This window comes from Arthrobacter sp. CAN_A6 (assembly GCF_015751715.1).
Taxonomy (GTDB): domain Bacteria; phylum Actinomycetota; class Actinomycetes; order Actinomycetales; family Micrococcaceae; genus Arthrobacter_D.
In genome coordinates, this window is record NZ_JADOUV010000001.1 from 99,399 (window position 1) to 123,921 (window position 24,523).

Consider the following 24,523-nt stretch of genomic DNA (forward strand, 5'->3'; position numbering starts at 1 on the left):
AATAAATGAGCACTGTGCGCAACCAGCCGACAGCTGGCCTTTCCAAGAGCTTCTTTGGGCACCCCCGGATGCTCGCCAACCTGTTCAGCGTGGAGCTGTGGGAGCGGTTCTCCTTCTACGGCATGCAGGCGCTGCTGCTGTACTACATGATCTACACCGTGCAGGACGGCGGCCTCGGTTTCGAGGAGGCCACAGCGACCGGCCTGGTAGGGGCCTACGGCGGTGGTGTGTACCTCTCGACGATCCTCGGCGCGTGGATCGCGGACCGGCTCCTCGGGTCGGAAAAAGTCCTCTTCTACTCGGCAGTCCTCATCATGTTCGGGCACATCGCCCTTGCCGTCCTACCCGGTGTAGCCGGCCTCACCGTCGGCCTGGTCCTCGTGGGTGTCGGTTCGGGAGGACTCAAAGCCAATGCCTCATCACTGGTCGGCACGCTCTACGCTCCCGGAGACGAGCGCCGCGATGCAGGCTTCTCCATCTTCTACATGGGAATCAACGTCGGCGCCCTGCTGGGCCCGCTCCTGACGAACCTCGTGTGGGCCTCGTACGGCTTCCACATCGGGTTCGGCCTGGCTGCGCTGGGCATGGCCATCGGACTCGTGCAGTACTCGGCCACGAGGAAGAACCTTCCGGCGGACGCCCACACGGTGGAGAACCCGCTGCCCCGCGCACAGTACCGCCGGTGGACGGTGATCGCCGCCGCCGGCGTCGCCGCGATCATCCTCGCGATCGTCACCGGCCTCCTGAATGCCGGGAGCCTCGCGAACGTCATGGCGTATGCCGCCATCGCAGCGACGGTCGCTTACTTCGCAGTGATCCTTTCCAGCAGCAAGGTCTCACCGGTCGAACGGCGGCGAGTGTACTCCTTCATTCCGCTGTTCGTGGCGAGTGCCGCGTTCTGGTCCCTGTTCCAGCAGCAGTTCACCGTTGTCGCCCTCTACTCCGAATCCCGCCTGGACCGCATGATCTTCGGGTGGGAGATGCCGCCGGGAATGGTCCAGTCGATCAATCCCATCTTCATCATCCTGTTCGCCGGGGTTTTCGCAGCAGTCTGGACCAGGCTCGGCAGCCGCCAGCCTTCCTCACCGGTGAAATTCGGCCTCGGGCTCGTCTTCATGGGCATCGCCTTCCTGGCATTCATCCCGTTCTCCGGCGGCGGCCCCAACAGCACCCCGCTTCTGGCGCTGGCCGGGATCCTGCTGCTTTTCACCTGGGCCGAATTGTTCCTCTCCCCGATCGGCCTTTCCGTAGCCACGAAACTCGCACCGGAGGCGTTCCGCACCCAGACCGTTGCGCTCTTCTTCCTCTCCATCTCGCTCGGAACGACGGTGTCGGGGATCCTTGCCGGGTACTACAGCGCCGACAACGAGGTACCGTACTTCTCCTTCAGCGGCATCACGGCGATCGTGCTCGGCGCAGCCCTCATGGCGGCCGCGCCGGCAATCCGGAAACTGATGGCCGGGATCCGGTAGGCACGGCGCGGTCCGCCGGCCTTCCTTGCGATCGCGGGGAGGATCCCCCAAACTCGTACTGACCAGTAACAATCCCGGCAGCGCTGTGCCGATCAAAGGAGATCCTGTGCCCAACCTCGCCTCCAACCTCGTGGCCACCGCGTCAGCCCACCCGTCCGCAGTGGCCATCAAGCTCGACGACGTCGAAGTCAGCTTCGGTGCCCTGGAGGTGCTTAGCCAGAAAATCGTGACGCTGCTCGTCGAGATGGGCGTGGAGCGCGGTGACCGGGTAGCGCTCATCCTGCCGAACATTCCCCAGATGGCATTCATCTACTACGGAGTGCTCCGCCACGGTGCTGTGGTCGTGCCGCTCAACCCCCTGCTCAAGGGGCGCGAGGTGGCCTACCACCTCGTCGATTCGGGGGCGAAACTGGTCTTCGCGTGGGAGGGAGTTCTCGCTGAAGCACAGAGTGGAGCGGGCCAGGCCGGGGAGGACGGCGGGACCGTGGACGTCATCCCCGTCGACGGTGCGGCCTTTATGCAGCGGGTTGCAGCGGCTGAACCGACACCGGGCGTGGTGGAAGTGGACGGCTCCGCCACTGCCGTCCTGCTCTACACCTCCGGAACCACGGGACGGCCCAAGGGTGCGGATCTCAGCCACGACAACCTCCGGCGCAATACCGAGATCTCCCGGGACCTCATGGGCATCAAGGTGGGCGAAGTCCTTTTCGGAGGCCTGCCGTTCTTCCATATCTTCGGTCAGACCTGCGCCCTCAATGCCGCGGTGCTGACCGGTGCCACAGTGACACTCCTGCCCCGCTTCGAACCAGGGAAGGCACTCGAGATCATCGAGCGCGACGGCGTCACGGTCTTCGAGGGTGTGCCCACGATGTACATCGCGATGCTGCGCCACCCCGCCGTGAATCAGACGAACCTCGGCTCGCTCCGCGTGGCGGTCTCCGGGGGCTCCGCCCTGCCGGTCGAAGTGCTGCGTGAGTTCGAGCGGGTCTTCGAGGCCGACCTGCTGGAGGGGTACGGGCTCTCCGAAACCTCGCCGATCGTCAGCTTCAACAGGGTGGGGGACGTCCGGAAGCCCGGCTCGATCGGCACGCCCGTGGACGGTGTCGAAGTGCGCATGCTCGACGCCGACGGCGCCGACGTCCCCCGGGGCGAGGTAGGCGAACTCTCGGTGCGGGGACACTGCGTCATGAAGGGCTACTGGAACAACAGCGAGGCCACTGCTGCCGCGATTCCCGACGGCTGGTTCCGGACGGGAGACCTGGCGCGGTTCGACGAGGACGGCGCCATCTTCATCGTGGACCGCAAGAAGGACGTCATCCTGCGCGGCGCCTACAACGTGTACCCGCGCGAGGTGGAGGAGGTTCTCTACGAACACCCTGCCGTTGCCGAGGCCGCGGTGGTGGGCGCCACGGACGAGCTCCACGGCGAGGAGGTGGTGGCCGTCGTCGGACTCAAGGCGGATTACGTCCCTGCCGACGACGACGGCCGAAGCGCCCTCAGCGACGAGATCCTCGAGTTCGCCAAGGAGCGCCTCGCCGCCTACAAGTACCCGCGCAGGGTTGTCCTCGTGGATCAGCTTCCCAAGGGCCCGACAGGGAAGATCCTCAAGCGCGAGATCACTGTGTGACCCCGGGCCGGGGGCGGCTCGGCCTACTTGTCGTCGTTGTCGGCCTCGAAGCCGGGAGCCACCTCGGCTTCGGGGCCGGGTCCGCCGTACCCTCCGGCGTCCTGCTCTTCGGGCTTGCCTGCGGCGTCAGCGCCGTCGTCGTCGGGATTTCCACTGGCACCGGTGGGGTTTTCGCTCACGATTCTGCCTTTCTCCGAACGGAGGCGCCCGGTCCGGGTGCCAAAACTCAGCTTACTTAGTATTGGCTGGACATCAAGCGCGGAAGCAGTAAGGTTCCGTGCTCACGGAGCAGCGGTGAAGGCGAAGGCGATGAGCGGGATGAACAACGCCACCACCAGCACGGTCAACGCCACCATGACGTAGCCGATGATCAGTCCCGTCAAGGCGAGTGCCTTACCGCTCGGCTCCCGCTTCAGGGCGAGATGACCGAAGACCACGGCCAGGATCTGGGGAATGACCAGGAAACCGCCGGTGAAGATCGCCACGACGCCGCAGACCAGGGCAGTGATGCTCAACCCCTTCGGTTCGGACATTCCATACCCGCCGGGCCGGACCCCGGGCGGCGGGGTTCCGTAGGGCGACGCCTCGGAGGGTGATGCCCCGTACGGCGGCATTGCGGCGGGCGGCCTGCCGGGGTCGGAGTACCAGCGCGGGTCCTTGGGGTCATTGAACGGTGGGCGTTCCTGCGGGCCGTTGTCGGCCATGTCTGCACCTTTTAACTAGGGGACTACCAGGCCTCCATCTTACTGAGTACGGGTCCGGGCCGGAGGTAACGGGTGTATTTCGGTTGGTTCTTTGACATGCTGGGGCCATGGCTAACCGAGCGGGCACCGTTGCCCTACCCAGCGACCTTATTGATGTGACGGCACTCCTCGACGCATATTTCGACGTCGTACCCGAGCTGGGTGACCCGGCGCAGCGTGTTGCGTTCGGCACCTCCGGCCACCGGGGGTCCTCGCTCAAGGCCTCCTTCAACGAGGGACACATCGCCGCGATCACCCAGGCGATCGTCGAGTACCGGGCCGGGCAGGGCATCACCGGTCCGCTGTTCATGGGCAAGGACACCCACGCATTGTCCGAACCGGCCCAGAACACCGCCCTGGAAGTCCTCGCGGCCAACCGGGTGACGGTCCGGATCGATGCCCGAGGAGCATTCACGCCGACGCCGGCCGTCTCGCATGCGATCCTCGCCTACAATCGCAGCCGCACCGATCAGTCCGACGGCATCGTCATCACCCCGTCGCACAATCCCCCCGGCGACGGCGGATTCAAGTACAACCCGCCCCACGGCGGACCGGCCGATTCCGATGCGACCAACTGGATCGCGGCGCGGGCCAACGAACTCCTAGAGGACGGCCTGCGGGGCGTCAAGCGCGTCCCGATCGCCGAGGCCCAGCAGGCCGAGGGCATCGGCACGTACGACTTCCTCCAGCACTACGTCGATGACCTGCCGAACGTCCTCAACCTCGAGGCCATCCGGGAGTCCGGGCTGCACATCGGCGCGGACCCGATGGGCGGCGCGTCGGTGGACTACTGGGGAGCGATCGGCGAACGCCACAACCTCAACCTCACGGTCGTCAACCCTGCCGTCGACCCCCAGTGGGCGTTCATGACCCTGGACTGGGACGAGAAGATCCGCATGGACTGCTCCTCCCCCTCCGCCATGGCATCCCTGATCGCCCGGGCGTCGGAGTACGACATCGCCACGGGCAACGACGCCGACGCCGACCGCCACGGCATCGTGACCCCCGACGCCGGGCTCATGAACCCCAATCACTACCTTGCAGTGGCGATCGATTACCTCTACCGCAACCGTCCGTCCTGGCGCGCCGACGCCGTCGTCGGGAAGACGCTCGTCTCCTCATCGATCATCGACCGCGTTGCGGCCGACCTCGGCCGGGTGCTGCAGGAGGTGCCCGTCGGCTTCAAGTGGTTCGTTCCGGGGCTCCTCTCGGGAGAGCTGGCCTTCGGGGGTGAGGAATCGGCAGGGGCCTCCTTCCTCCGCCACGATGCCTCACCGTGGAGCACCGACAAGGACGGCATCCTCCTGGCACTGCTCGCCTCGGAGATCACCGCCGTGACGGGAAAGACGCCGTCCCAGCACTACGCGGGGCTCACCGAGCGGTTCGGCGCACCGGTGTATGCGCGGATCGACGCAGCCGCGACCCGTGAGCAGAAAGCAGCCCTCGGAAAGCTGTCGCCGTCGGACGTCACGGCAACCACCCTGGCCGGCGAGGACATCACCGCCCGTCTCACGGAGGCCCCGGGCAACGGTGCACCCATCGGTGGACTGAAGGTCACCACGGAGAATGCGTGGTTCGCCGCACGGCCCTCGGGCACCGAGGACGTCTACAAGATCTATGCCGAGTCCTTCCTGGGGGAACAGCACCTGGCGCAGGTGCAGGCTGAGGCGAAACTGCTGGTCGACGGCGTGATCGGCGGCTGACGCGCGGCCCGGAGACCTGCTGGCGGTAGGATTCTGGGGATCACGAAACCCCGTTGGAAGGCACAGCCATGAGCGCACTCGGAACCAACTGGACCGTCCACGGCGACGGCAAGAACGTCACCGCCTCCGGCTTCGTGGCCCCTGATGAGCGGCTCAGCTGGCCCCGCACCATCGGGATCGGGGCGCAGCACGTGGTCGCCATGTTCGGTGCCACGTTCCTCGTGCCGCTGATCACCGGATTCCCGCCGTCCACCACCCTGTTGTTCTCAGGCATCGGCACGCTGTTGTTCCTGGTCATCACCGCCGGCCGCGTCCCCAGCTACCTCGGCTCGAGCTTCGCCTTCATCGCACCCATCGCCGCCGCCCAGAGCCAGCACGGCGCCGCCGGGGCCCTCGGTGGAATTCTGATGGCCGGGGCGGCGCTCGCCCTGATCGGCGCAGTGGTCCACCGCGCGGGTTCGCGCTGGATCCAGGTGGTGATGCCCCCGGTGGTGACAGGTGCGATCGTGGCCCTGATCGGCCTGAACCTGGCGCCGACGGCGAAGGCGAGCTTCGAGCAGGGGCCGGTGACGGCCGTGGTCACCGTGGTCACCATCCTGCTGGTCACAGTCCTGTTCAAGGGAATCCTCGGGCGGTTGTCCATCCTCGTCGGCGTACTGGTCGGCTACCTCGTCGCGGTACTGCGCGGCGAGGTGGACTTCGCCGCAATCTCCGAGGCTGCCTGGATCGGCCTGCCCGAATTCGCCACCCCGGAGTTCCACCTCTCCGTCGTCGGACTGTTCGTTCCGGTGGTCCTCGTCCTAGTGGCCGAGAACATCGGACACGTGAAGTCGGTGGCGGCCATGACCAACCGCAACCTCGACCCGCTCACCGGCCGGGCGCTGATGGCCGACGGCCTTGCCACCATGATCGCGGGAGCCGGCGGAGGTTCCGGCACCACCACCTATGCGGAGAACATCGGCGTCATGGCGGCCTCGCGCGTCTACTCCACGGCGGCCTACTGGGTCGCGGGGATCGTCGCGATCCTGCTGAGCCTGTTCCCGAAATTCGGGGCACTGATCGCCACCGTTCCACCGGGTGTCCTGGGCGGCGCCGGCGTGGTGCTCTACGGAATGATCGGCATCCTCGGCGTCCGGATCTGGGTCCAGAACCAGGTCAACTTCTCCAATCCAATCAACCTGTCCACGGCCGGCGTGGCCCTGGTCATCGGTATCGCGGACTTCACCTGGATCATCGGCGACCTCACCTTCGCCGGGATCGCCCTCGGCACGGGTGCTGCGCTTCTGATCTTCCACGGCATGACGGCGATCGCCCGCGTGCGCGGGAGCGAGCACGCCGTCGTGCCCGGCGAGCCGGAGTCCACCGACCATGGCAGCCGTCCCTCCAAACTCGGGTGACCGGTGCGCATCTTCGTGATCCCGGGTTACCAGGCCTCCCCGGGCGACCACTGGTTCCCCTGGCTCCAGGAGACGTTTGCGACGCGGGCCACCATCGAGGTCATCGACCTGCCGACCCCGCAGGAACCGCTGCCGGGCCCCTGGCTGGAAAGCATCGGAACCGCCGTCGGTCGGCCCGACGAATCGACGATCCTTGTCGGCCATAGCCTCGGCTGCGCCGCAGCCCTGCGCTACCTCGACGCACTGGATGGGAACTGGTCGCTGCACGCCATCCTCCTCGTGGCCGGCTTCGCGGAGCGCATCCCGGCACTTCCGCTGCTCGACCCTTTCACCGCGGTTCCGGTCGACGTTCCCGCGCTGGCGAGGCGCACCACGCACCGGGCGGTCTTCGCCTCCACCGATGACCCTGTGGTGCCTCCCGGACTGACGCGCGCCCTGGCGGAGCGCATGTCGGCGTCGCTGGTGGAAGTGCACGACGCCGGCCATTTTCTCGGAAGCGACGGATACAGGGAGTTTCCCGAACTCGGGGAACGACTGGCCGGAATCCTGGGGGAGACCACACAGCAGGAGAAAAGCGACCCCGACGGATCCCTGGCTGCGCGCGTCAAGCCGTGAGGTCGCGCCTCCGGATCAGGTAGGTGGCCAGTGCGGCTCCGGCGAGGGCGATGGCGGTCATGGCCAAGGCCTGACCGGCGTCGAAGGATTCAACGGGCATGGCGGGGGAATGGCGGAACGGGCTGATGTCCTGCACCCATCCCGGAAGACCGAGCAGCTCCCCGAACTGGCCCAGGATCAGCCCGACGGCCAGGAATCCCCAGCCCAGCAGACTGCCCAGCCGTGGCGCGACGGCGACGACGAGTGACGCCACCACCGGAAAGACGGCCGCAGCCGGTACGTGAGCCAGCGCCGCGGCCACGATAGTTCCTCCCGAGCTGCTGCCCGCTCCGGACAATCCCAGCCCGATGGCCGCTGCAGTACCCGCGGTCGCAGCGACCGCTGTCACCGACAAGGCGGCCAGAACGAGCTGTGCGGCCAGCCATCGTGCACGGGACCGAGGGACGGCGAGGAGCAGTTCGGCCTGCCCCTCGGCCTCCTCGGCCCGCAGCCGAAGTACCGCCTGGATTCCTGCGGAAGCGGCGAGAACACCGGCCATGCCCAGCAGCGCGGTGGTGAAGAGATCGACGATGTCGGCCTGGCTGCCCGGCAGGAGGCGGCTGATCAGGTTCTGGAGGGACAGGTTGCCGGCCAGGGCGTCCCCCACCACCGGACCGAGGCCGCCGGCCACTGCACCGAGTACCAGGGCGGCGATGCACCAGCCGGTCAGCGGAGAACGTTGAAGGCGCCAGGCCAGGCGCAGGAAGGAGGCCTCTCCTGCGCCGGCCCGGTCTTTTCCGTCACCCTCGTGCAGGACACTGGCACCGAGATCCCGCCGGTTCCGAACGAGCACCGCTGCCGCTGCCAGTACCGACGCGGCCGCTATCAGCACCAGAAGCGGTACGGGATCGCCGGCAGTGAACGGCCGGGACCGCTGCCCCCAACCGATGGGCGAGAGCAGTGAGGGCCACGCCGCGGTAACGCGCACCAGACCGGCATCAGGGGTGCCAAGGGCGTCACCGATGCCCCGGATCAGGTAGGCGGCGCCGACCAGGCCTGCGGCGGCCCCGTTGGCGCTGCGCCCCGAAGGAAGTGCCTGGGCAACCACCGCGGCGGCGCCTCCGAAGAACAGCCCCACCGCGCCGACCGCCGCGCCGGCCACGAGTGATCCGGTCGCCGGCAGACCGGCGGCGGCGAAACCGGCGGCCACCGCCACGGCCAGAATCAGGTTCACGCAGGCTCCCAACAGCAGCGTCGCTGCAAGGGGTGCGGTACGGGGAACCGGAGTGGATCCGACGAGTTCGGAACGTCCGAGCGCTTCATCGGCGCGTGTGTGCCGCATGACGAGGAGGGTGCTCATCAGGCCGGCCAGGACCGCCGTGAAGGAGTATCCCTGGAAGAACACCACCGCTCCGATACCGGTGCCGTCGGGCAGCCCGCGGAGGAAGAGGAAAGCCGGGCTTGCCGCTGCGACGGAGATGAGCGACGCCCGTTCGTCGTTCCCGAATTGGCCGGCCACGGCCGTCGAAGTGACCAGGCCCAGCAGCGCGATCCCCAGAATCCACACGGCCAGGACCGTGTGGTCCCGGCGTGCCTGGACCAGGCCCAAACGGACGACGGCGCGCATCAGCTACACCTAGTCATCCGGGCCGGTGTAGTGGCGCAGGAACAGTGCCTCGAGGGAGGGCGGGGCCGCGGTGATCCCGGTGACACCGGCGGCCGCGAGGGATTCCAGCACGGAGCCCAGTGCGGCGGCGTCGGCGTCGAAGACGATTCCCGTGCCGTCGCTCTGCAGGTCATGCACCCCCGGCAGTGCCTCCAGCATCGCCGGGTAGGCTGCGGTCGTGATCCGGAAGCGGGTCCGCGTCAGATGGCGAAGCTCGGCCAGGGTTCCCGATTCCACGGCGCTTCCGGCGCGGATGATGGTGACCCGGTCACAGAGCTGCTCCACCTCGCTGAGGATATGGCTGGAGAGCAGCACCGTGGCTCCCCCACCGCTGACACGCTCGACCTGGCGCCGGAAAACGGACTCCATGACCGGATCCAGGCCCGCGCTCGGCTCATCCAGAAGGTAGACGCGGGCCGGGCGGGCGAACGCGGCAATGAGTGCCACCTTCTGGCGGTTGCCCTTGGAATAGGTCCTGCATTTCCGCCGCGGGTCGAAATCGAACTCGTCGATGAGCTCGCGGCGAAGCCTTTCGTCCGCGCCGCCACGCAGGCCGGTCAGCAGATCAACGACCTCGCCGCCCGACAGACCCGGCCACAGGCTCACTTCTCCGGGAACGTAGGCGATGTCGCGGTGCACCCGGACGGGGTCCACCCACGGGTCCAGATCAAGGACGCGGGCCGTACCGGAGGTGGGACGGATCAGGCCCAGGAGGATCCGGAGGGTGGTCGACTTGCCGGCACCGTTGGGCCCGAGGAACCCGTGAACCTCGCCGGGCTCGACGCTGAGGTCGAGGCCGGTGAGCGCGGCGGCGCGGCCGAACTTCTTACGGAGGTGGGTGGTCTCGATGACGGGAAACGATCCTGTCGGCATGGCCGGTTCCATTCCTGGTTGGCAACGCATGCCCAAAGCGGCCGCCTCGGTCGTGCGCGCTCTTCGCAGCGCACGCCCGAGGGCGGGTGCGGGCTACCTCCCCGGCAGCCCGCACCTGTCCGTCAGCGCTGTCCCTTGGGACCTTGCGGGGCGCGTCAGCGCCGGTTGAGGATGCTGCGGATCTTTCCGCCGATTCCTCCAGTGCCGGACGTGCCTGCTGTTCCCCTGCCGGTGTTCAGCCCGCCTGTTCGGGGGCTTCCTCCAGCGGGGCGGCCGGCCCTTCCTGCATACTTCCCGGCAGCATTCTTGATCATATTGCTCAAACCCATGATGAACTCCTTCGGTGATTCCGACAGCCAACAGCAGGTCGGCTGTTTTCGAGCCTACGCGTGTTCCGGGCACGCTGGCTATGCCTTGGTACTACGGAACGGCGGCAATTCCGGCCCTGAGTCGCGCCCCTGCGGCCAGCATCCACGCTGCTTCATGACCCCGGCGAGCAGGTCCGCCCGATCAGCGACGATGCCGCTCACCCCCAGGTCCAGCAGCCTTGCCATGGTGTGCTCGTCGTTGATGGTCCACACATGCACCTCGAGCGATGCAGCCCTGCACCGCCGGACGTAGCCGGCTGTCACCACGGGGATTCCCCGGTAGCGCAGCGGAACCTGCACGGCGTCTATCCCGGCTACGCGGGCGATGGCCCGCGTCAGCCCGAAGGGACCGAGCGTGCGGATCAGGACGTTCACCAGCATGCCTGCCGAGGACGCCGTGCGCCGGGTGAGCAGGCGCAGCACCTTTTTCCGCCGGCGATCGGAGAAGGACGCCACCAGCACGCGGTCGTGTGCGCGACATCTGTTGACGACGTCGGCGAACGCCTCCACCGACGGATCGTCCTTGATGTCGACGTTGAACCGGAGGTGCGGCCAGCGCAGCAGCACCTCCTCAAAGGTCGGGATGGGCTCGCGCCCGCCGATCAGCACGGTGCGGAGCTCGTCCCGCGTCCGATCAGCAAGGGGCCCGGAGGCGTCGGTCACCCGATCCAGCAGTCTGTCATGGAACACCATCACTACACTGTCGCGTGAAGTACGCACGTCGATTTCGAGCCAGCCGTACCCCAGTTCCAAGGACCGGGAGAAAGCCGCCACGGAATTCTCGTCGCCGTCCGGAGCGAACCCGCGGTGTGACAATGCGAGTGGCCGCCGTCCGCCGTCGTGCGCCGGCACGGGTTGCTGCGCCGAAACAGGGTGCGCGGCAGAGAAATACGGGAGGCTCACCAGCCCGCGCCGTCAGGCCGTCTTGAGTGCGGCCAGGCGCTGTTCGAGGATCTGCGCCACGCCGTCGTCCTCGAACGCCGGCGCCACCAGGTTCGCGGCTTCCAGGGCCGCGGGGTGGCCCGAAGCCATGGCGTAGCCGTGTCCGGCCCACTCGAGCATCTGGATGTCGTTGGGCATATCTCCGAAAGCAACGACGTCGGATGCGGGAATTCCCCGCGCCCTCGCATACTCGGCAAGGGTCACTGCCTTGTTGATGGAAGGGACCGCCATCTCCAGCAGGGCGATGGCCGGCGCCGAATGGGTAGCGGAGACGAGGTGCTGCACGGCCGGGCGGACCGTGTGCAGGAACTCGTCGGGGTGGACGTCCCTTTCCCGGGCAAGGAACTTGACCACGTCCTCACCCGGCAGCGAATCCTCGAAAGCGAGGGCCTCGACGCTCCCCAGGATCTCCGACGTTCCGGGATCGGCGAAGCCCGGCTCGATCATGAAGCCCGAGACCGTTTCGGCGGCGAACGCCGCGGCCGGATACAGCCCGCGGATGATGTCCCGGGCCTCGTAGATGTGCTGATGGTCGAGCAGGTGGACATCGAGGACGCGCTCGGCCTTCAGGTCGTACGTCAACGCGCCGTTGGAGCAGATGACGGTGCCCAGATGGCCGAGCTGCTCGCGCAGCGGCTGCAGCCAGCGCGGCGGCCGGCCGGTCACGAAGACGACGTCGACCCCGGCCGCTACGCAGTCCTGGAAGGCCTGGACAGTCCGCGGGCTCATCCTGCCGTTCGAGCCCACGATCGTGCCATCCATATCGCTTGCGACCAGCCGCATTCTCCCCACTCCTTCGTCTGCACTCCATTGAACCCTGCTGCTGGACCCTGCTCCTGTACCCGGCTGCCGAACCCGGCTCCGCCCGCTACTGCTCGAATGTCCCGATCAGGCGTGCGCGGCCGATGCCGTGCGTGAACAGGTTGAAACCGAGGTAGGCCGGGCTCGCATCGGCCGGAAGATCGAGGGTCTCGACGCCGACGGCGTGGACCACTACGTGGTAATGGTGGGGGCCGTGCCCCTCCGGAGGTGCCGCACCGACGAAACCGGCGAAGCCGCCGTCGTTCTTCAGTTGGATCGCGCCCTGGGGCAGGCCCGACCCGCCGCCGCTCGCTGCGCCGGAATCCAGGGACGTGGTACCGACGGGGATGTTGCACACGGCCCAGTGCCAGAATCCGCTCGCCGTGGGGGCGTCCGGATCGTAGACGGTGACCGCGAAGCTTCGGGTGCCCTCCGGGAAACCCGACCAGGACAGCTGCGGGGAGAGATCCTCGCCGCCCGCACCCATCATTCCTGAAGCCTGCGCGGCTTTGAGCGGCTTCCGGTGGTCGATGTCCTCACTGGTCAACTGGAACTCGGCAACCTTCGGAAGGTCGGCGTAGGGATCGCGGGTCATAGGTGTTCTCCTAGTTCAGATCGGGTCGGCGGGTTTGCACCCGCGCGTGAAACGGTCACCGCTGCTGCCCGTGCGGCATAGGCGAGCACGGTGGTGAGCTGTTGCTGTGTTATTCGGCGCAGCTCCTCCCGGCGATGGGCGCCGTCGAGCTCGAGGTCGACGAGCGCGCCGAGCAGGGCCGCCATGAACGAGTCCCCCGCGCCAACAGTGTCCACCACGCTGGTGGCAGGAGCCTTTCCGTCGACCTCACCTGCCGCACACACTCCCCATGGTCCCTTCGAACCGCGGGTCACCACGACGAGCGAGCAACCCTGGGCCAGCCAGGCCCGTGCCGAGTCCAGTGCGGATCTTTCCGGGTACAGCCATTCGAGGTCCTCGTCGGAGGCCTTCACGACGTCGGCGAGCGCCACGAACCGCTCAGCGGCCGTGCGCGCGAAATCCGCGTCGCGGATGATGGTCGGGCGGCAGTTCGGGTCATAGGAAATCGTGGCCAGGGGATGCGCCTGCTCCACGAGCTTCAGCACTTCCGCGGCCCCGGGGGTCAGCATGGCGGCGATGGAGCCCGTATGCAGGAGGGTAGTGCCGTTCAACAGATCGGTTGAGTGCCCGTGGAGTTCCGGCAGGTCCCACACCAGCTGAAATTCGTAGGAGGCGCCTCCCGCAGGATTCAGCCGCGCCGTAGCCACGCTGGTGGGGTGGGCGTCAGGACTGAAGGGCGACAGCACCGAGTTGTCGCGGAGGTGCTGCTGGATCAGGCGCCCGTAGTCATCATTCCCGAACCGCCCCACGAACTGTGCGGGATGACCCAGCCGGGCAAGGCCCACTGCGACATTCATGGGGCTCCCGCCCACATGGGCGCGCGGAGAGGCGGTGTCGCTGAGGACTTCGTCGATGAGGGTTTCCCCGATTACGGTGAGCACCCTGTCAAAAGTACCAGCCGGACCTGAATACTACGCCGTGAAAGTTTCCCTCACGCGTCACCGTCGACGGCCGTTCTACCGGGGTCGGGTTTCCCCCGGAAACGGCGAACACTGTAGGCGATGAGGGCCAGCGCGATCAGCGAGGAAACGACGAGGCTGATTCCGGTACCTGAGCCGCCGAACAGCCACAGGTCGTCGGAGAGGAACCACCAACCGGGCACGGGAACCTGCAGGATCCACAGCACGCCGAGTCCCATGATGATGAGCGCTCCGAGGCAACTCAGGAGAATGCGCGGAATGGTCTTGACGCCGACGGCTGCGGCCTGGAAAGCGCGGGCCTTCACCGGTGCAAGGTGGCGCTTGGCCCAGTCGTACTGCTGGGACAGGACGGCCAGCCCGCCTACGAGCATCAGCAGTCCTGGTCCGGGGAGAATCAGGGCGGCAAGGCCGAGGACCACGAGGGACCAGCCGAGAATCTCGATGCCGGTGCGCCGTACCCACCCGGAAACGCGCTCTTTAGCTGCCACCTAAACAGGATTGCATAGTCGGCGGCCGTAATTCGACGCTCGGGACGGCTGCCGGGAGAGGCACGGAACAAAATGTGATCTTCATGTGTTTGCATCTATATCGAAGACCGAGCCGGCCGTCGAACAATCCAGGAGGACTATCGTGACCGCGAAGACCGAGGGCCTGCACCACGTAACGGCCATTGCCGGGGACCCGCAACGCAACATCGACTTCTACATTCGGGGCCTTGGGCTCCGACTGGTGAAGAAGACGGTCAACTTCGATGACCCCGGCACCTATCACCTCTACTACGGCGACGAGTCCGGCACGCCCGGCTCGCTGCTCACTTTCTTCCCGTGGCAGGGCGTACGCAGCGGCCGCGTCGGCAGTGGCCAGTCCACCACCACGGCGTTCTCCGTTCCCCAGGGAACCCTCGGCTGGTGGCAGGAGCACTTCAAGGGAATCGGTGTTGCCTCAAGCATCTCCCGCGCTTCGTCCGAAGAGGAGCGGCTGTCCCTCCGCGATCCGGACGGCCTGCAGATCGACCTCGTGGCGTCCTCGCTGAGTGACCCGCGCAACCCGTGGGACTCCGCCTCGGTGCCCGCCCAGTACGCCGTCCGTGGACAGCACTCCTCGGTGCTGACCGTCACCGATCCAGGGCCCACCCTCGAAACCCTGACCCAGGACCTCGGCATGAGGCTGCTGGGCGAGTCCAATGGCCGGTACCGGCTATCCACGCACGACGGCGAACCCGGCACGGTCGTGGACGTAGTGGCCGACCTCTCCGCGGAGCGCGGCCTGGTGGCCGGTGGAACAGTGCACCACATCGCCTTCCGCGTACCCGACCAGGCGACCCAGGAGGTCTGGCGCCAGGAACTTGCCGGGCGCGGCTACAGCGTGACAGCGATCCTGGATCGCCAGTACTTCACCTCCATCTACTTCCGCGAACCGGGCGGCACCCTGTTCGAAATCGCCACTGACACACCGGGCTTCAATATCGACGAGCCGTTGCTCGAACTCGGCCGTTCCCTCAAGCTTCCGCCGTGGCTCGAGCCGAACCGTGAAGCCATCTCCTCCGCGGTGGCGAAGATCGAACTTCCCGGGGAGAACAATCCCGCCGTCCAGGCATTCTTCAAGTAGGAGCTGACCATGACAGGACACCACGCCTGGCCGCACGTCTTCGAACCGGGTAGCACCGACGAACCGGTGCTGCTGTTGCTGCACGGAACCGGCGGCAGCGAATCCGACCTCCTGCCCCTTGCCGCACGTCTGGCACCGCAGGCCGGTGTCCTTTCGCCACGCGGCCCGGTACAGGAGAACGGAATGAACCGCTGGTTCCGTCGTATCGAGGAGGGTGTGTTCGACGTCGACGACGTCATCCGACGGGCTGGGGAACTTGCCGCTTTCCTGGCCTGGGCCCGCCGAACGTACGGCATCGATGGCCGACAGGTCATTGCCGTCGGGTTCTCCAACGGGGCCAACATCGCTCTCGCCGCGGCCCTCCTCCATCCGGAGGCGCTGGACGGCGTCGTCGCCTTCTCGGGAATGTATCCGCTGGAGGGACGCACGGTCGATGCAAACCTGTCCGCCACCGACGTCGCACTGTTCAATGGCGACACCGACCCCATGGCACCGCTGGCCAGCGTGGAGCAGCTGGCCGCAGTGCTCGAAAGCCGCGGAGCCCGGCTCACCCGCTCGGTGCGTGGAGGCGGCCACGGGGTGCACTCCTCGGACATCACCGGCGCCGCGGCCTGGCTGGTCGAGCGCAGCCGTAGGGTGGCTTCATGACTACTCCCTCCGCGACATCCGCGAACCTGTCCGCCAAGGCAACCGAACTGCTGCGTCTTCACACGTCGCCGAAAATCCTGCAGGTGATCAACGTCTGGGACGCCATCACGGCAAGGACCATCGCAGCAGTGCCCGGAACGGAGGCGCTGGCCACCGCAAGCCACTCCATTGCTGCATCGCTCGGGTACGACGACGGCGAGAACATTCCCGTGGACCTCATGATCGAGGCCGTGGGACGCATTGCCGCCGCAACCTCCCTCCCCGTCAGCGCCGATCTCGAATCGGGCTACGGCAACCCCGGGGACACCGTGCGGCGCGCGATCGGCGTCGGCATCGTCGGGGCGAACATCGAGGACCAGATGCGGCCGCTCGCCGATGCCGTGGCACAGATGGAGGCCGCAGTGAGGGCCGGCCAGGCAGAAGGCGTCGACTTCGTGCTCAACGCCCGCACCGACGCCTTCCTCAAGGCAGCCGACCGCAGCCGGGAGGACGTCCTTGCGGATGCGATCGAGCGTGGACGAGCGTTCCTCGAGGTCGGTGCAGCGAGCGTCTTCGTGCCAGGTCTGCTCGATGAGCCGACAGTCCGGGCGCTGGTGGAGGGAATCGGGCAGCAGCGCGTCAGCGTGATCAACGTGCCCGGCTCCCTTGCACCATCGAAACTGCAGGAACTCGGCGTCGCCCGCATCTCCTATGGCCCCTGGACGCAGCGCGTGGCTCTCACTGCCCTCGCCGACACTGCAGCCGACCTCCTCGCGGATGGAGCACTCCCCGAAGGGACGCGCCCGCTGAACTGAGCTCGGCCCTTGGACCCTGCGTCCCCCCTCAGACCCGGGCGCTGCGGAGAGCGAGCTCGAGGGTTTCGACCACGCGCTCCCACGCACGGGTGCCGGGCTCAATCATGGCGAAGTGGTCGCCGGGAATGATGGTCAGCGTGGCCTCGGCTCCCCCCCGGCGTGCTGCTTCGACATAGTCTGCGGACTGGCTGCGTGGCACCGTGGTGTCATCCTCCCCGTGCAGGGCGTAAACGGGAATGTCCAGGGGAACGGCGGTCATCGGATCGGCAAGGCGGTAGCGGACCGGATCGCCGTCGGGACCTGTCCCCAGCAGGTTCTCCACTGCCCCGTTGCTCAGACCGAGGCGTTGCGCGTCGGCCAGATCCAGTACGCCGGACTGGGTGACAACGGCCCGCAGCGCCACGCGGGGTGTCCCACTGCCCGGAGCGCCGGCGGGGAGGGTGGCCCGCCCTGCCGCCCACACTGCAAGATGGCCGCCCGCGGAGTGGCCCAGCGCCGCCGTCGTCCTCGTGTCGAAGCCATGTTCCTCCGCCGCCGTGGCGAGCAGGTCGATGCCGGCTGCCACGTCGTCGAACGTGGCCGGCCATCCGCCGCCGTTGCCCGCGCGGCGGTATTCGAGGTTCCAGCACGCATACCCGCGTTGCACCAGATCCAGGGCGAGGGGTTCGCCCAGCTCCGCGCCGTACGTCGAGCGCCAGTACCCGCCGTGGACGATGACGACCACGCCGCGCACGGCCTGCCCGGTCGGCAGGTAGAGGTCCGCGAACTGGCTCGGATCTCCACCGTAGGCGTAACGCTCGGGTGGAGCGGCCGCAGCGCTTTCCGCTGGGTTTCCGCCGGCAGGACGGGGCGTGCACGCTGCTGTCATGGCCGCCCAGGCAGCCGCCCACAGGGCAAGAATCGTGCGTCGTCCCGGATGCTCCACAGGGGAAGCCTAGCCCTTCCCGGGAGGAAGTTAGGATTGGGGAACACCACTGGAACTGGAGGCACCGTTGAGCGCCTGGGACGACCTCGACCACCACCTGCGCCCCGCAGTCGAAGCAAGCACCCGTGAATTCGAACGCATCCGGCCTGCCCTGGTGGAGGTGACCGAGGAGATGCGCAGGAGCATGCAGGGGATTTTCGATTCCTCGGAACTGCATCCGCTGTTCGTGACCGCGCGCACCAAGACGGTGGAGTCCTTCCGGGACAAGGCGTCGCGCACGCTCGCCTCTCCGGAGCCCGACGCCGCACCCACGCTCGTGTTCCCCGATCCGATGCGAAACCTGACGGATCTCGTGGGCGTCCGTGTGATCACGACGCTGCCCCACGAGGTGGACCTCGCCGCCAACCTCATCAAGCGCCAGCGGCAGGACTTCGATTGCCGGGGGGACCGCGAAAAGGATATCGGCTCCATCGAGTCCGGAACCTACGGCTACTCAAGCCGCCACCTGATCATGCGCACCATCCACAATGACGCGGTGCGCCGGTTCCAGCACGCCCAGCACCCCGAGTCCAAGGCGGGCGGAAGCTACCTCTTCGAGGTGCAGATCCGCACGGTCCTCGCCCACGCCTGGTCGGAGATCGAGCACGACATCCGGTTCAAGGCGTCGAATCCGAAGGCGTGGAGTCCCTATTTCGACCGCCAGTTCACCGGTACCGCGGCAATGCTCGAAACCGTCGAATCGGCCTTCGCCGAACTGCACGAGCGGTATGAGACGGTCACGGGTTTCTGGGATGAGGACGGGGAGGGCAGCGCGCCACTGACGCCCAATCAGATCCGGCACGTCTGGCAGACCCTGCTTCCGCACGTCGACAGGAAAGCCGACGACAACTGGGGATGGGCGGCCGAACTGCTGGCCGCCCACGAACTCCGGACCACCATCGAGCTCGCCGCGTTGCTGCAGGCGGACACCATCACCACCGTGCGGCGGGCCCTCGATCACCGCTACTCCCCCGGGCCCGACCGCCTGCTGGACGACATGCTGCTGTGGCACTACGGCGCGCGGCATATCGACCTGACGGCCGAGGATCCCGGTATCGAACCAAGTCCACGCCGGGACAGCCTGCAGCGCAGGTTCCGCCAGATGGAGATCTTCCGGTCACGCGGGGCGGGCTCGGCCCGGTAACGCCACCTCAGTCGGTCAGGACCCGGTACTTCTCGATCCGCCGGCGCCTGCGGGTCTCCTCCGGCACGGCCGTGACCGACCAGAGTTCGTATTCGATGGCAGCTCCCATCCGGGTACAGAACGCGCGTGGCTCCTCGGCGGCGTCGGGCCGTTCATCCACCACGTGATCCACGATGCCGCGGGCATGCAGCGCGGCGACATTCACGCCCTGCGCATTCGACATACGGTCGGCGAATTCCGTACTCCGGTGGACGATGACGCTTGCCCCCTCGGGAGGCAGGGGTGAGAGCCAGGCATGCTGGGCCGCAATGGTGCGGTCCGCAGGAAGGAGCGCCAGCGCGCCGCCGCCCGCCCCCTGGCCGAGGAGCACCGAGACCGACGGCGACGCAAGCCCGATGAGGTCGTGCAGGGAGCGGGCGATCTCGCCTGCGAGTCCACCCTCTTCCGCCTCCTGCGAGAGCGCCGCTCCGGCGGTGTCGATGACAGTCAGCAGGGGCAGCCCGAGTTCCTCGGCGAGCCTCATGCCGCGCCGCGCCTCCCGGAGGGACGCCGGACCCATGGCGGCGTCATCGTTCCGCCGGGGGCGCTGATGACCCAGCACCACGCAGGGCCGGCTGCCGAAGCGTGCCAGCGCCAGGAACAACCCCGGATCCTTTTCACCCTGGCCGGTGCCGTTGAGGGGAAGGACATCCGAGGCGCCGAACGCGAGCAGGCGCCGAAGATCGGGGCGCCGCCGGTTCCGTGAAATGAGGATGGACGACCACGCCGCGTCCTCAGTTGGCCGGACGCCCAGCGTTTCCGGGGCGGTCGGGGGCTTCCCGGGCGCTGCAACGAGGACGTTGAGTGCCTGGTCCACGATTCCGGACAGCTGGGCGGGAGGAACGACGGCGTCGATCAGTCCCTTGTCGAAAAGGTTCTCGGCGGTCTGCACTCCCTCCGGGAAGGGCCGGCTGTACAGCGCCTCATAGACCCGCGGGCCGAGGAAGCCGAGCAACGCGCCGGGTTCGGCTACCGTCACATGGCCGAGCGAGCCCCAGGACGCCATGACACCGCCGGTCGTGGGATGCCGCAGGTAGACCAGGTAGGGCAGGCCGGCCTGCCGGTGGGCCCGGACCGCTCCGGTGATGTCCACCATGGCCAGGAACGCCGGAGTCCCCTCCTGCATTCGGGTGCCCCCCGACGCCGGGCCGGCGAGGAGGGGCAGCCCCTCCCTGGTGGCCCGCTCGATCGCCGAGACGATCCGGCGGGCCGCAGCGGAGCCGATCGACCCGGCGAGGAAGCGGAATTCGGAGACGAGGACCGCTACGCGACGGCCCCGGATCTGTCCCTCCCCGGTGAGGACCGATTCGTCGACGCCGCTCTTCTCCCGCGCCCGCCGCAATTCCTCGGCGTATCCTTCCCGGCCCTCGGTCGGCTCGGTCACCGGTGAATCCCAGGAGGAGAAGGAGCCGGGGTCAAGGACGACGCCGATCAGTTCACGTGCGGAGAGGTGTCCGGGTGCGCCGGTTCCTGGTCCGGCGGTTGCGGGGCCGCCACTCACCGACGGGCGCCGTCGTTACTGCTACCGCCATCGTTGGTGCTGCCGCCGCCATCGTCGGCCGCGAGCCAGGCCCGGATGCGCTCACCGTCGCCGTCGAGCAGGGGTGGCGCAGCATGCCCGGTATTCGTGCTCTCACCGTCGGCACCGAAGAAACGCAGCGGCGGACCGGGGAGGCTGATCCTGCCCAGCGTTTCGTGCTCCACGTCGACGAGCAGGCCCTGCGAGTGCACCTGCTCCCAGGCATACACCTCGTCGAGGCTGCGGACCTTGCCTGCCGGGATGCCCGCCGCGTTGAGCTTTTCCAGCAGAGGTTCGGCTTCGAAGGCCGAAAAGGCGTCCTCGATGTCGAGGATCAGGGCATTGCGATTGATGACCCGGTCCGAGTTCGTGGCGAACCGAGGTGCAGTGGGGTCGAGGTCGAACGTCCTCGCGAAGGTCGCCCACAATTTCTCGCTGCCCACGCTGATCTGCACCTTGCCGCCCCTGCAGCTGAAGAGGCCGTAGGGAGCGATGGAGGGATGGTGATTGCCCTGGGCCTGGGGGACCTCGCCGGCAACGGTGGTCCGGGTCCCCTGGAAGGCATGTACCCCGATGATTGCCGCGAGCAGCGAGGTCCGCACCACCTGCCCCCTGCCCGTGCGGTCCCGCTCCAGCAGCGCGGCGAGCGCACCGTAGGCGCCGTACATGCCGGACAGCAGGTCCGCGATGGGCACGCCCACCCGCTGTGGGTCCTCGGGGCCGGGCCCGGTGAGGGACATGAGGCCGGCTTCGCCCTGCACGATCTGGTCGTAGCCGCTCCGGGTGGCTTCGGGTCCGTCGTGGCCGAAGCCGGTGATCGACAGGATGACGAGGCGGCGGTTCAGTTCATGCATCGCATCGGTGGAGAAGCCGAGCCGGTCCAGTACACCGGGCCGGAAGTTCTCAACGAGGACGTCGGCCCGCCGGATCAGGTTGCGGAGCACGTCCTGGCCGTCGTCGCTCTTCAGGTCGAGGGCGATCGACTCCTTGTTGCGGTTGCAGGAGAGGAAGTACGTCGACTGGCGGTCATCCTCCGGGCCCACGAACGGCGGTCCCCAACCCCGGGTGTCATCCCCCGAGCCGGGATTTTCCACCTTGATCACCCGGGCGCCGAGGTCCCCGAGCATCATTCCTGCATGGGGGCCCGCAAGCGCCCGGCTGAGATCCACCACGAGGTAGCCGCTGAGGGGTCCCGCACCTGTCGGCGTCGGATCCTGGTCGATTTCCGGTGTCATGTGCTGTTCCTTTCCTGGAAATGATGTCGCGGGCGGTCTACAACCAGCCCGGAACCACGAGGATGAGCCAGGCGATCACCGGACCGGCAAGCACCACGAGTCCGCCGTATCCGAGGATCTGCTTGTAGAAGCGGTCCTTGTCGGTCCCCTCGGGGGCGTTGGCGAGGACCAGCGCGCCGTTGGTGGAGAACGGTGATACGTCGACGATGGTGGACGACACTGCGAGCGCGGCCACCACGCCCACGGCACCCACCTCACCGGATTCGAGGAAGGGAATGGCCAGCGGGATGAGGGCCGCGAGGATGGCGGTCGAGGAGGCGAATGCCGAAACGACGGCGCCGATGTAGCAGATGAGGAGTGCGGCCAGCAACGGCATGCCGAGGCTCGCGACGCCGTCGGAGACGTACTCGATGGTGCCGGCTGCCTGGAGGACTCCGACGAAGGTCAGCATGCCGCAGATGAGGAGCACTGTGGACCAGGCGATCTTGTTGACCGCACCGCTCTGCGCCTTGGGCGAGATGAGGGCCAGGATGACGGCCACCGTGATGGCGACGAATCCGACGTCCACGCTGAAGCCGAGCGCAATGACCGCGAGGGCGATGAGGCCGATGATGGTGGCGGTCTGCGAAATCCTGTCCTCGCGGGACTTCGTGGCAACAGCGCCGTCGCCGGCAGGGTCGCGGGGACCGTAGGTTCCGCTGCCGGTTCCCTTGAAGGTGACATCCGCTGCCCTTGCACCGGCACTCAGATTCATGCGTGCTTCGGCGGCCTCCTCCACGAAGTGCCCGACACGGCTCGACAACAGTTTGCGTCCGCCGAGCACGATGAACAGCGCGACGGCGATCAGCAGGTTGAAGATGAAGCTGGCGAGGAAGATGGCGAGGGGACTCGATTCGAAGCCGGTGTCGGCCACGATGCCGTTGACGATGACGCCGTAGACGGCGATCGGTGAGAATCCGCCGGCCTGGGCGCCGTGAACGACCATCATGCCCATGAGGAGCGGGCTGATCTTGTGGCGCGCTGCGAAGCCGAGGGCCACGGGGGCCATGATGGCAACTGCCGCCGGGCCGAGTGCGCCCACAGCAGTGATGGCGGCGGTGATGAAGAACATCACCCAGGGAATCAGCGCCACACGGTTGCGGACCAGCTTGACGGCGCCCTGGACCAGCAGGTCGATGGTTCCGTTGTTCTGCGCGATGGCGAAGAGGTACGTGACGCCGACCAGTGTGAGGAAGAGCCCGCCGGGGAACTCGGCAATGATGTCGTCGGTCTCCATCCCCAGGACCACCGCGCCTAGAAGGAAAGCGCCGACAAAGGCGAGGGCACCCATATTGATGGGCAGCAGTGTGGCGATCAGGAACATCGCCGCAAGGATGATGATCGAGAGCAGTGGAGCGGACATCTTTATCCTCCAGCGGACGGTATCGATGTGAGGCGGGTTACAGGCTCACTGGCCTAGACTGTAGGAGAGTGCAGCAGCTTGTCAATTAGTTCCGCGTCCTGTTGCCACCGATTTCGCCCTCGACCTGCCGGGAGGCCTTCATGCCGGATTTGCCGGAACTGCCGGTCCCCGGAGCCCTCGGGCGCCTTACACGTCCCCGCCTCTACGAACAGCTCGTCGAGCAGCTGCTCCGTCACATCGAATCCTCGAAGCTCGGGCCCGGGGACCTGCTGCCCGCTGAACGTGAGCTGGCCGAGCGGCTCGGCGTTTCGCGTGCCACACTGGCGCAGGCCCTCGTTGCGCTGGAAGTGCTCGGCGTCATCGACGTCCAGCACGGCACCGGCGCAGTGCTGCGCCACCGGCCGAGCGTCGCCGCGGTGATCAAGGGCCTGCGCGAGCATCAAAGCCGGCTTCCGGACATCGTGGAGGCCCGGAGCACCCTCGAGGTGCGGCTCGCCTCCCTTGCCGCCGAACGGCGTACCGAGCTGGACCTGTCGGCGATCGACACCGCCCTCGCGACGATGCAGGCGGAGATCGACGACGGCGACCGCGGCGCGCATGGCGACGAGATGTTCCACCAGTCGGTGACGGCGGCGGCCCATTCACCCGTGATGGCGCAGCTGATGGCCTTCATCGGCGAAATGGTGCTGGAGACACGCCTTGAGTCCCTCGCGCAGCCCGGCCGGCCGGAACAATCACTCGAATCACACCGTGCTATCGCCGCAGCGATCCGTCGGCAGGACGCGCCCGCTGCAGCTGAAACAATGCAGAAGCACATCGAGCTCGTGTCCGACGTGGCACTGCTGAAGTAGTGGAGCGCTGCTGAAGTAGCGCCGCCGAAAACGACGGGCGCGCCGGATAGAACCAGCGCGCCCGTCGTTTTCCGGCACGTTCGCCGTTGTTCAGTGCTACTTCTCGGAAACCGCTGACGCGAGGTTCCCCAGTGAGGCATCGAGGTCCTCGACGGATACCTCGGGGAAGGACAGCTTTTTCAGGATCTCCTTGTCCGTGACATGGGTCCAGTCATACGTCACCGAGACCTCAGTGGAATCGGGGCCTGCGGGCTGGAGCTCCCAGACCCACTGCCAGCCCGGGGGAACCTCCCCGGCCGGAGCGGTCTTCCACGCGAGGAGCTTGTTCGGGTCGTAGCCCACCACGTGGTTATCGGTCTGGTAGTCACCGCCCATCTTCTCCCAGTGCTGGTTCATGGTGAATTTTTGCCCGACGGCGGTGATGCGGTCCGACTTGTCGTCCGACTGCACCATCCCTGAACCATCGAGGGCTGCGTGCTGGGCGGGATTGGAGAGGATGGTGAAAATTGCGTCCGCCGGGGCGTCGATGGTCCGGCTTGCCGTGATGCTTGTTTCAGTCATAGGGCGTTCTCCTTCTGG

Annotated in this window: 25 protein-coding genes; 10 read left to right on the forward strand and 15 right to left on the reverse strand. The window is 67.3% G+C overall.

Going from position 1 to position 24,523, the window contains the following annotated elements; genetic code table 11:
- The first annotated feature begins 5 nt into the window (after window positions 1–5).
- Window positions 6–1,472, forward strand: coding sequence for a peptide MFS transporter (locus IWX75_RS00520; protein ID WP_196820309.1), 1,467 nt, complete (start codon window positions 6–8; stop codon window positions 1,470–1,472).
- Between the two features lie 106 nt (window positions 1,473–1,578).
- Window positions 1,579–3,099, forward strand: a complete 1,521-nt coding sequence (locus IWX75_RS00525; protein ID WP_196820310.1) for a long-chain-fatty-acid--CoA ligase — start codon at window positions 1,579–1,581, stop codon at window positions 3,097–3,099.
- 23 nt (window positions 3,100–3,122) lie between these two features.
- On the opposite strand, the gene IWX75_RS00530 is transcribed toward IWX75_RS00525, so the two are convergent.
- Window positions 3,123–3,278 carry a hypothetical protein gene (locus IWX75_RS00530; protein ID WP_196820311.1) on the reverse strand — a complete coding sequence of 52 codons (156 nt, stop codon included), beginning with the start codon at window positions 3,276–3,278 and terminating at the stop codon, window positions 3,123–3,125.
- A 102-nt stretch (window positions 3,279–3,380) separates the two neighbouring features.
- Window positions 3,381–3,803, reverse strand: coding sequence for a DUF4190 domain-containing protein (locus tag IWX75_RS00535; RefSeq protein ID WP_196820312.1), 423 nt, complete (start codon window positions 3,801–3,803; stop codon window positions 3,381–3,383).
- Window positions 3,804–3,910: 107 nt separating this feature from the next.
- On the opposite strand from IWX75_RS00535, the gene pgm reads away from it, so the two are divergent.
- The 3 genes from pgm to IWX75_RS00550 all read left to right on the forward strand — a co-directional run bounded on the left by pgm (window position 3,911) and on the right by IWX75_RS00550 (window position 7,557).
- Window positions 3,911–5,545, forward strand: a complete 1,635-nt coding sequence (gene pgm / locus IWX75_RS00540; protein WP_196820313.1) for a phosphoglucomutase (alpha-D-glucose-1,6-bisphosphate-dependent) — start codon at window positions 3,911–3,913, stop codon at window positions 5,543–5,545.
- Window positions 5,546–5,613: 68 nt separating this feature from the next.
- On the forward strand, window positions 5,614–6,942 hold the full coding sequence (locus tag IWX75_RS00545) for a uracil-xanthine permease family protein (protein ID WP_196820314.1): 1,329 nt from the start codon (window positions 5,614–5,616) through the stop codon (window positions 6,940–6,942).
- A gap of 3 nt (window positions 6,943–6,945) precedes the next feature.
- Entirely contained in the window at window positions 6,946–7,557 is a 612-nt protein-coding gene (locus IWX75_RS00550; protein WP_196820315.1) for an RBBP9/YdeN family alpha/beta hydrolase, read from the forward strand.
- On the opposite strand, the gene IWX75_RS00555 is transcribed toward IWX75_RS00550, so the two are convergent.
- From IWX75_RS00555 to IWX75_RS00590, 8 genes are all read right to left on the reverse strand, one after another.
- Entirely contained in the window at window positions 7,547–9,163 is a 1,617-nt protein-coding gene (locus IWX75_RS00555; RefSeq protein ID WP_196820316.1) for an ABC transporter permease subunit, read from the reverse strand. The genes IWX75_RS00550 and IWX75_RS00555 overlap by 11 nt on opposite strands.
- Before the next feature lie 9 nt (window positions 9,164–9,172).
- On the reverse strand, window positions 9,173–10,075 hold the full coding sequence (locus IWX75_RS00560; RefSeq protein ID WP_196820317.1) for an ABC transporter ATP-binding protein: 903 nt from the start codon (window positions 10,073–10,075) through the stop codon (window positions 9,173–9,175).
- A gap of 155 nt (window positions 10,076–10,230) precedes the next feature.
- Window positions 10,231–10,404 carry a hypothetical protein gene (locus IWX75_RS00565; protein ID WP_196820318.1) on the reverse strand — a complete coding sequence of 58 codons (174 nt, stop codon included), beginning with the start codon at window positions 10,402–10,404 and terminating at the stop codon, window positions 10,231–10,233.
- A 78-nt stretch (window positions 10,405–10,482) separates the two neighbouring features.
- A complete protein-coding gene (locus IWX75_RS00570) occupies window positions 10,483–11,346 on the reverse strand; it encodes a glycerophosphodiester phosphodiesterase family protein (protein ID WP_334684005.1) in 864 nt (287 codons plus the stop codon).
- 12 nt (window positions 11,347–11,358) lie between these two features.
- A complete protein-coding gene (locus tag IWX75_RS00575; protein ID WP_196820319.1) occupies window positions 11,359–12,168 on the reverse strand; it encodes a Cof-type HAD-IIB family hydrolase in 810 nt (269 codons plus the stop codon).
- An 85-nt stretch (window positions 12,169–12,253) separates the two neighbouring features.
- Window positions 12,254–12,781, reverse strand: coding sequence for a YbhB/YbcL family Raf kinase inhibitor-like protein (locus IWX75_RS00580; protein ID WP_196820320.1), 528 nt, complete (start codon window positions 12,779–12,781; stop codon window positions 12,254–12,256).
- Complete coding sequence (locus IWX75_RS00585; RefSeq protein WP_196820321.1) at window positions 12,778–13,701, reverse strand: carbohydrate kinase family protein; 924 nt, start codon at window positions 13,699–13,701, stop codon at window positions 12,778–12,780. Before IWX75_RS00585 ends, IWX75_RS00580 begins: the two co-directional genes overlap by 4 nt.
- Before the next feature lie 50 nt (window positions 13,702–13,751).
- Entirely contained in the window at window positions 13,752–14,228 is a 477-nt protein-coding gene (locus IWX75_RS00590; RefSeq protein ID WP_196820322.1) for a PGPGW domain-containing protein, read from the reverse strand.
- A gap of 142 nt (window positions 14,229–14,370) precedes the next feature.
- Between IWX75_RS00590 and IWX75_RS00595 the strand changes: the two genes are divergently transcribed.
- From IWX75_RS00595 to IWX75_RS00605, 3 genes are read left to right on the forward strand one after another with little or no spacing between them, the layout of a single operon-like run.
- Window positions 14,371–15,348 carry a ring-cleaving dioxygenase gene (locus IWX75_RS00595; RefSeq protein WP_196820323.1) on the forward strand — a complete coding sequence of 326 codons (978 nt, stop codon included), beginning with the start codon at window positions 14,371–14,373 and terminating at the stop codon, window positions 15,346–15,348.
- Between the two features lie 9 nt (window positions 15,349–15,357).
- Entirely contained in the window at window positions 15,358–15,996 is a 639-nt protein-coding gene (locus tag IWX75_RS00600) for an alpha/beta hydrolase (RefSeq protein WP_196820324.1), read from the forward strand.
- On the forward strand, window positions 15,993–16,790 hold the full coding sequence (locus IWX75_RS00605) for an isocitrate lyase/PEP mutase family protein (protein ID WP_196820325.1): 798 nt from the start codon (window positions 15,993–15,995) through the stop codon (window positions 16,788–16,790). Before IWX75_RS00600 ends, IWX75_RS00605 begins: the two co-directional genes overlap by 4 nt.
- A 28-nt stretch (window positions 16,791–16,818) precedes the next feature.
- Here the strand turns inward: IWX75_RS00605 and IWX75_RS00610 are convergent, their stop codons facing one another.
- Window positions 16,819–17,715 (reverse strand): alpha/beta hydrolase, encoded by an 897-nt coding sequence (locus tag IWX75_RS00610; protein ID WP_334684006.1) that lies wholly within the window; start codon window positions 17,713–17,715, stop codon window positions 16,819–16,821.
- Between the two features lie 67 nt (window positions 17,716–17,782).
- Between IWX75_RS00610 and IWX75_RS00615 the strand changes: the two genes are divergently transcribed.
- Complete coding sequence (locus IWX75_RS00615; protein ID WP_196820326.1) at window positions 17,783–18,898, forward strand: GTP pyrophosphokinase; 1,116 nt, start codon at window positions 17,783–17,785, stop codon at window positions 18,896–18,898.
- Window positions 18,899–18,905: 7 nt separating this feature from the next.
- Here IWX75_RS00615 and IWX75_RS00620 read toward each other — a convergent pair whose 3' ends face one another.
- From IWX75_RS00620 to IWX75_RS00630, 3 genes are read right to left on the reverse strand one after another with little or no spacing between them, the layout of a single operon-like run.
- Window positions 18,906–20,438 (reverse strand): carboxyl transferase domain-containing protein, encoded by a 1,533-nt coding sequence (locus tag IWX75_RS00620; protein ID WP_196820327.1) that lies wholly within the window; start codon window positions 20,436–20,438, stop codon window positions 18,906–18,908.
- Entirely contained in the window at window positions 20,435–21,691 is a 1,257-nt protein-coding gene (locus IWX75_RS00625; protein WP_196820328.1) for a CaiB/BaiF CoA transferase family protein, read from the reverse strand. Before IWX75_RS00625 ends, IWX75_RS00620 begins: the two co-directional genes overlap by 4 nt.
- Window positions 21,692–21,728: 37 nt before the next feature.
- The gene (locus IWX75_RS00630; RefSeq protein ID WP_196820329.1) at window positions 21,729–23,093 is read right to left on the reverse strand and encodes an SLC13 family permease; all 1,365 of its coding nucleotides are present in this window, start codon (window positions 23,091–23,093) and stop codon (window positions 21,729–21,731) included.
- 140 nt (window positions 23,094–23,233) lie between these two features.
- Between IWX75_RS00630 and IWX75_RS00635 the strand changes: the two genes are divergently transcribed.
- Entirely contained in the window at window positions 23,234–23,944 is a 711-nt protein-coding gene (locus IWX75_RS00635) for a FadR/GntR family transcriptional regulator (RefSeq protein ID WP_196820330.1), read from the forward strand.
- Window positions 23,945–24,040: 96 nt separating this feature from the next.
- On the opposite strand, the gene IWX75_RS00640 is transcribed toward IWX75_RS00635, so the two are convergent.
- Window positions 24,041–24,505: an SRPBCC family protein gene (locus IWX75_RS00640; RefSeq protein WP_196820331.1), complete on the reverse strand. Its 465-nt coding sequence runs from the start codon at window positions 24,503–24,505 to the stop codon at window positions 24,041–24,043.
- Between the last annotated feature and the right edge of the window lie 18 nt (window positions 24,506–24,523).

What these genes read in the sequence shown, in the direction of transcription:
- IWX75_RS00535 (WP_196820312.1), bottom strand. Translation starts at nt 3,803, where the DNA reads ATGGCCGACAACGGCCCGCAGGAACGCCCACCGTTCAATGACCCCAAG.
- IWX75_RS00625 (WP_196820328.1), bottom strand. Translation starts at nt 21,691, where the DNA reads ATGACACCGGAAATCGACCAGGATCCGACGCCGACAGGTGCGGGACCC.
- IWX75_RS00605 (WP_196820325.1), top strand. Translation starts at nt 15,993, where the DNA reads ATGACTACTCCCTCCGCGACATCCGCGAACCTGTCCGCCAAGGCAACC.
- IWX75_RS00520 (WP_196820309.1), top strand. Translation starts at nt 6, where the DNA reads ATGAGCACTGTGCGCAACCAGCCGACAGCTGGCCTTTCCAAGAGCTTC.
- IWX75_RS00555 (WP_196820316.1), bottom strand. Translation starts at nt 9,163, where the DNA reads ATGCGCGCCGTCGTCCGTTTGGGCCTGGTCCAGGCACGCCGGGACCAC.
- IWX75_RS00575 (WP_196820319.1), bottom strand. Translation starts at nt 12,168, where the DNA reads ATGCGGCTGGTCGCAAGCGATATGGATGGCACGATCGTGGGCTCGAAC.
- IWX75_RS00630 (WP_196820329.1), bottom strand. Translation starts at nt 23,093, where the DNA reads ATGTCCGCTCCACTGCTCTCGATCATCATCCTTGCGGCGATGTTCCTG.
- IWX75_RS00580 (WP_196820320.1), bottom strand. Translation starts at nt 12,781, where the DNA reads ATGACCCGCGATCCCTACGCCGACCTTCCGAAGGTTGCCGAGTTCCAG.
- IWX75_RS00565 (WP_196820318.1), bottom strand. Translation starts at nt 10,404, where the DNA reads ATGGGTTTGAGCAATATGATCAAGAATGCTGCCGGGAAGTATGCAGGA.
- IWX75_RS00600 (WP_196820324.1), top strand. Translation starts at nt 15,358, where the DNA reads ATGACAGGACACCACGCCTGGCCGCACGTCTTCGAACCGGGTAGCACC.
- pgm (WP_196820313.1), top strand. Translation starts at nt 3,911, where the DNA reads ATGGCTAACCGAGCGGGCACCGTTGCCCTACCCAGCGACCTTATTGAT.
- IWX75_RS00545 (WP_196820314.1), top strand. Translation starts at nt 5,614, where the DNA reads ATGAGCGCACTCGGAACCAACTGGACCGTCCACGGCGACGGCAAGAAC.
- IWX75_RS00635 (WP_196820330.1), top strand. Translation starts at nt 23,234, where the DNA reads ATGCCGGATTTGCCGGAACTGCCGGTCCCCGGAGCCCTCGGGCGCCTT.
- IWX75_RS00560 (WP_196820317.1), bottom strand. Translation starts at nt 10,075, where the DNA reads ATGCCGACAGGATCGTTTCCCGTCATCGAGACCACCCACCTCCGTAAG.
- IWX75_RS00640 (WP_196820331.1), bottom strand. Translation starts at nt 24,505, where the DNA reads ATGACTGAAACAAGCATCACGGCAAGCCGGACCATCGACGCCCCGGCG.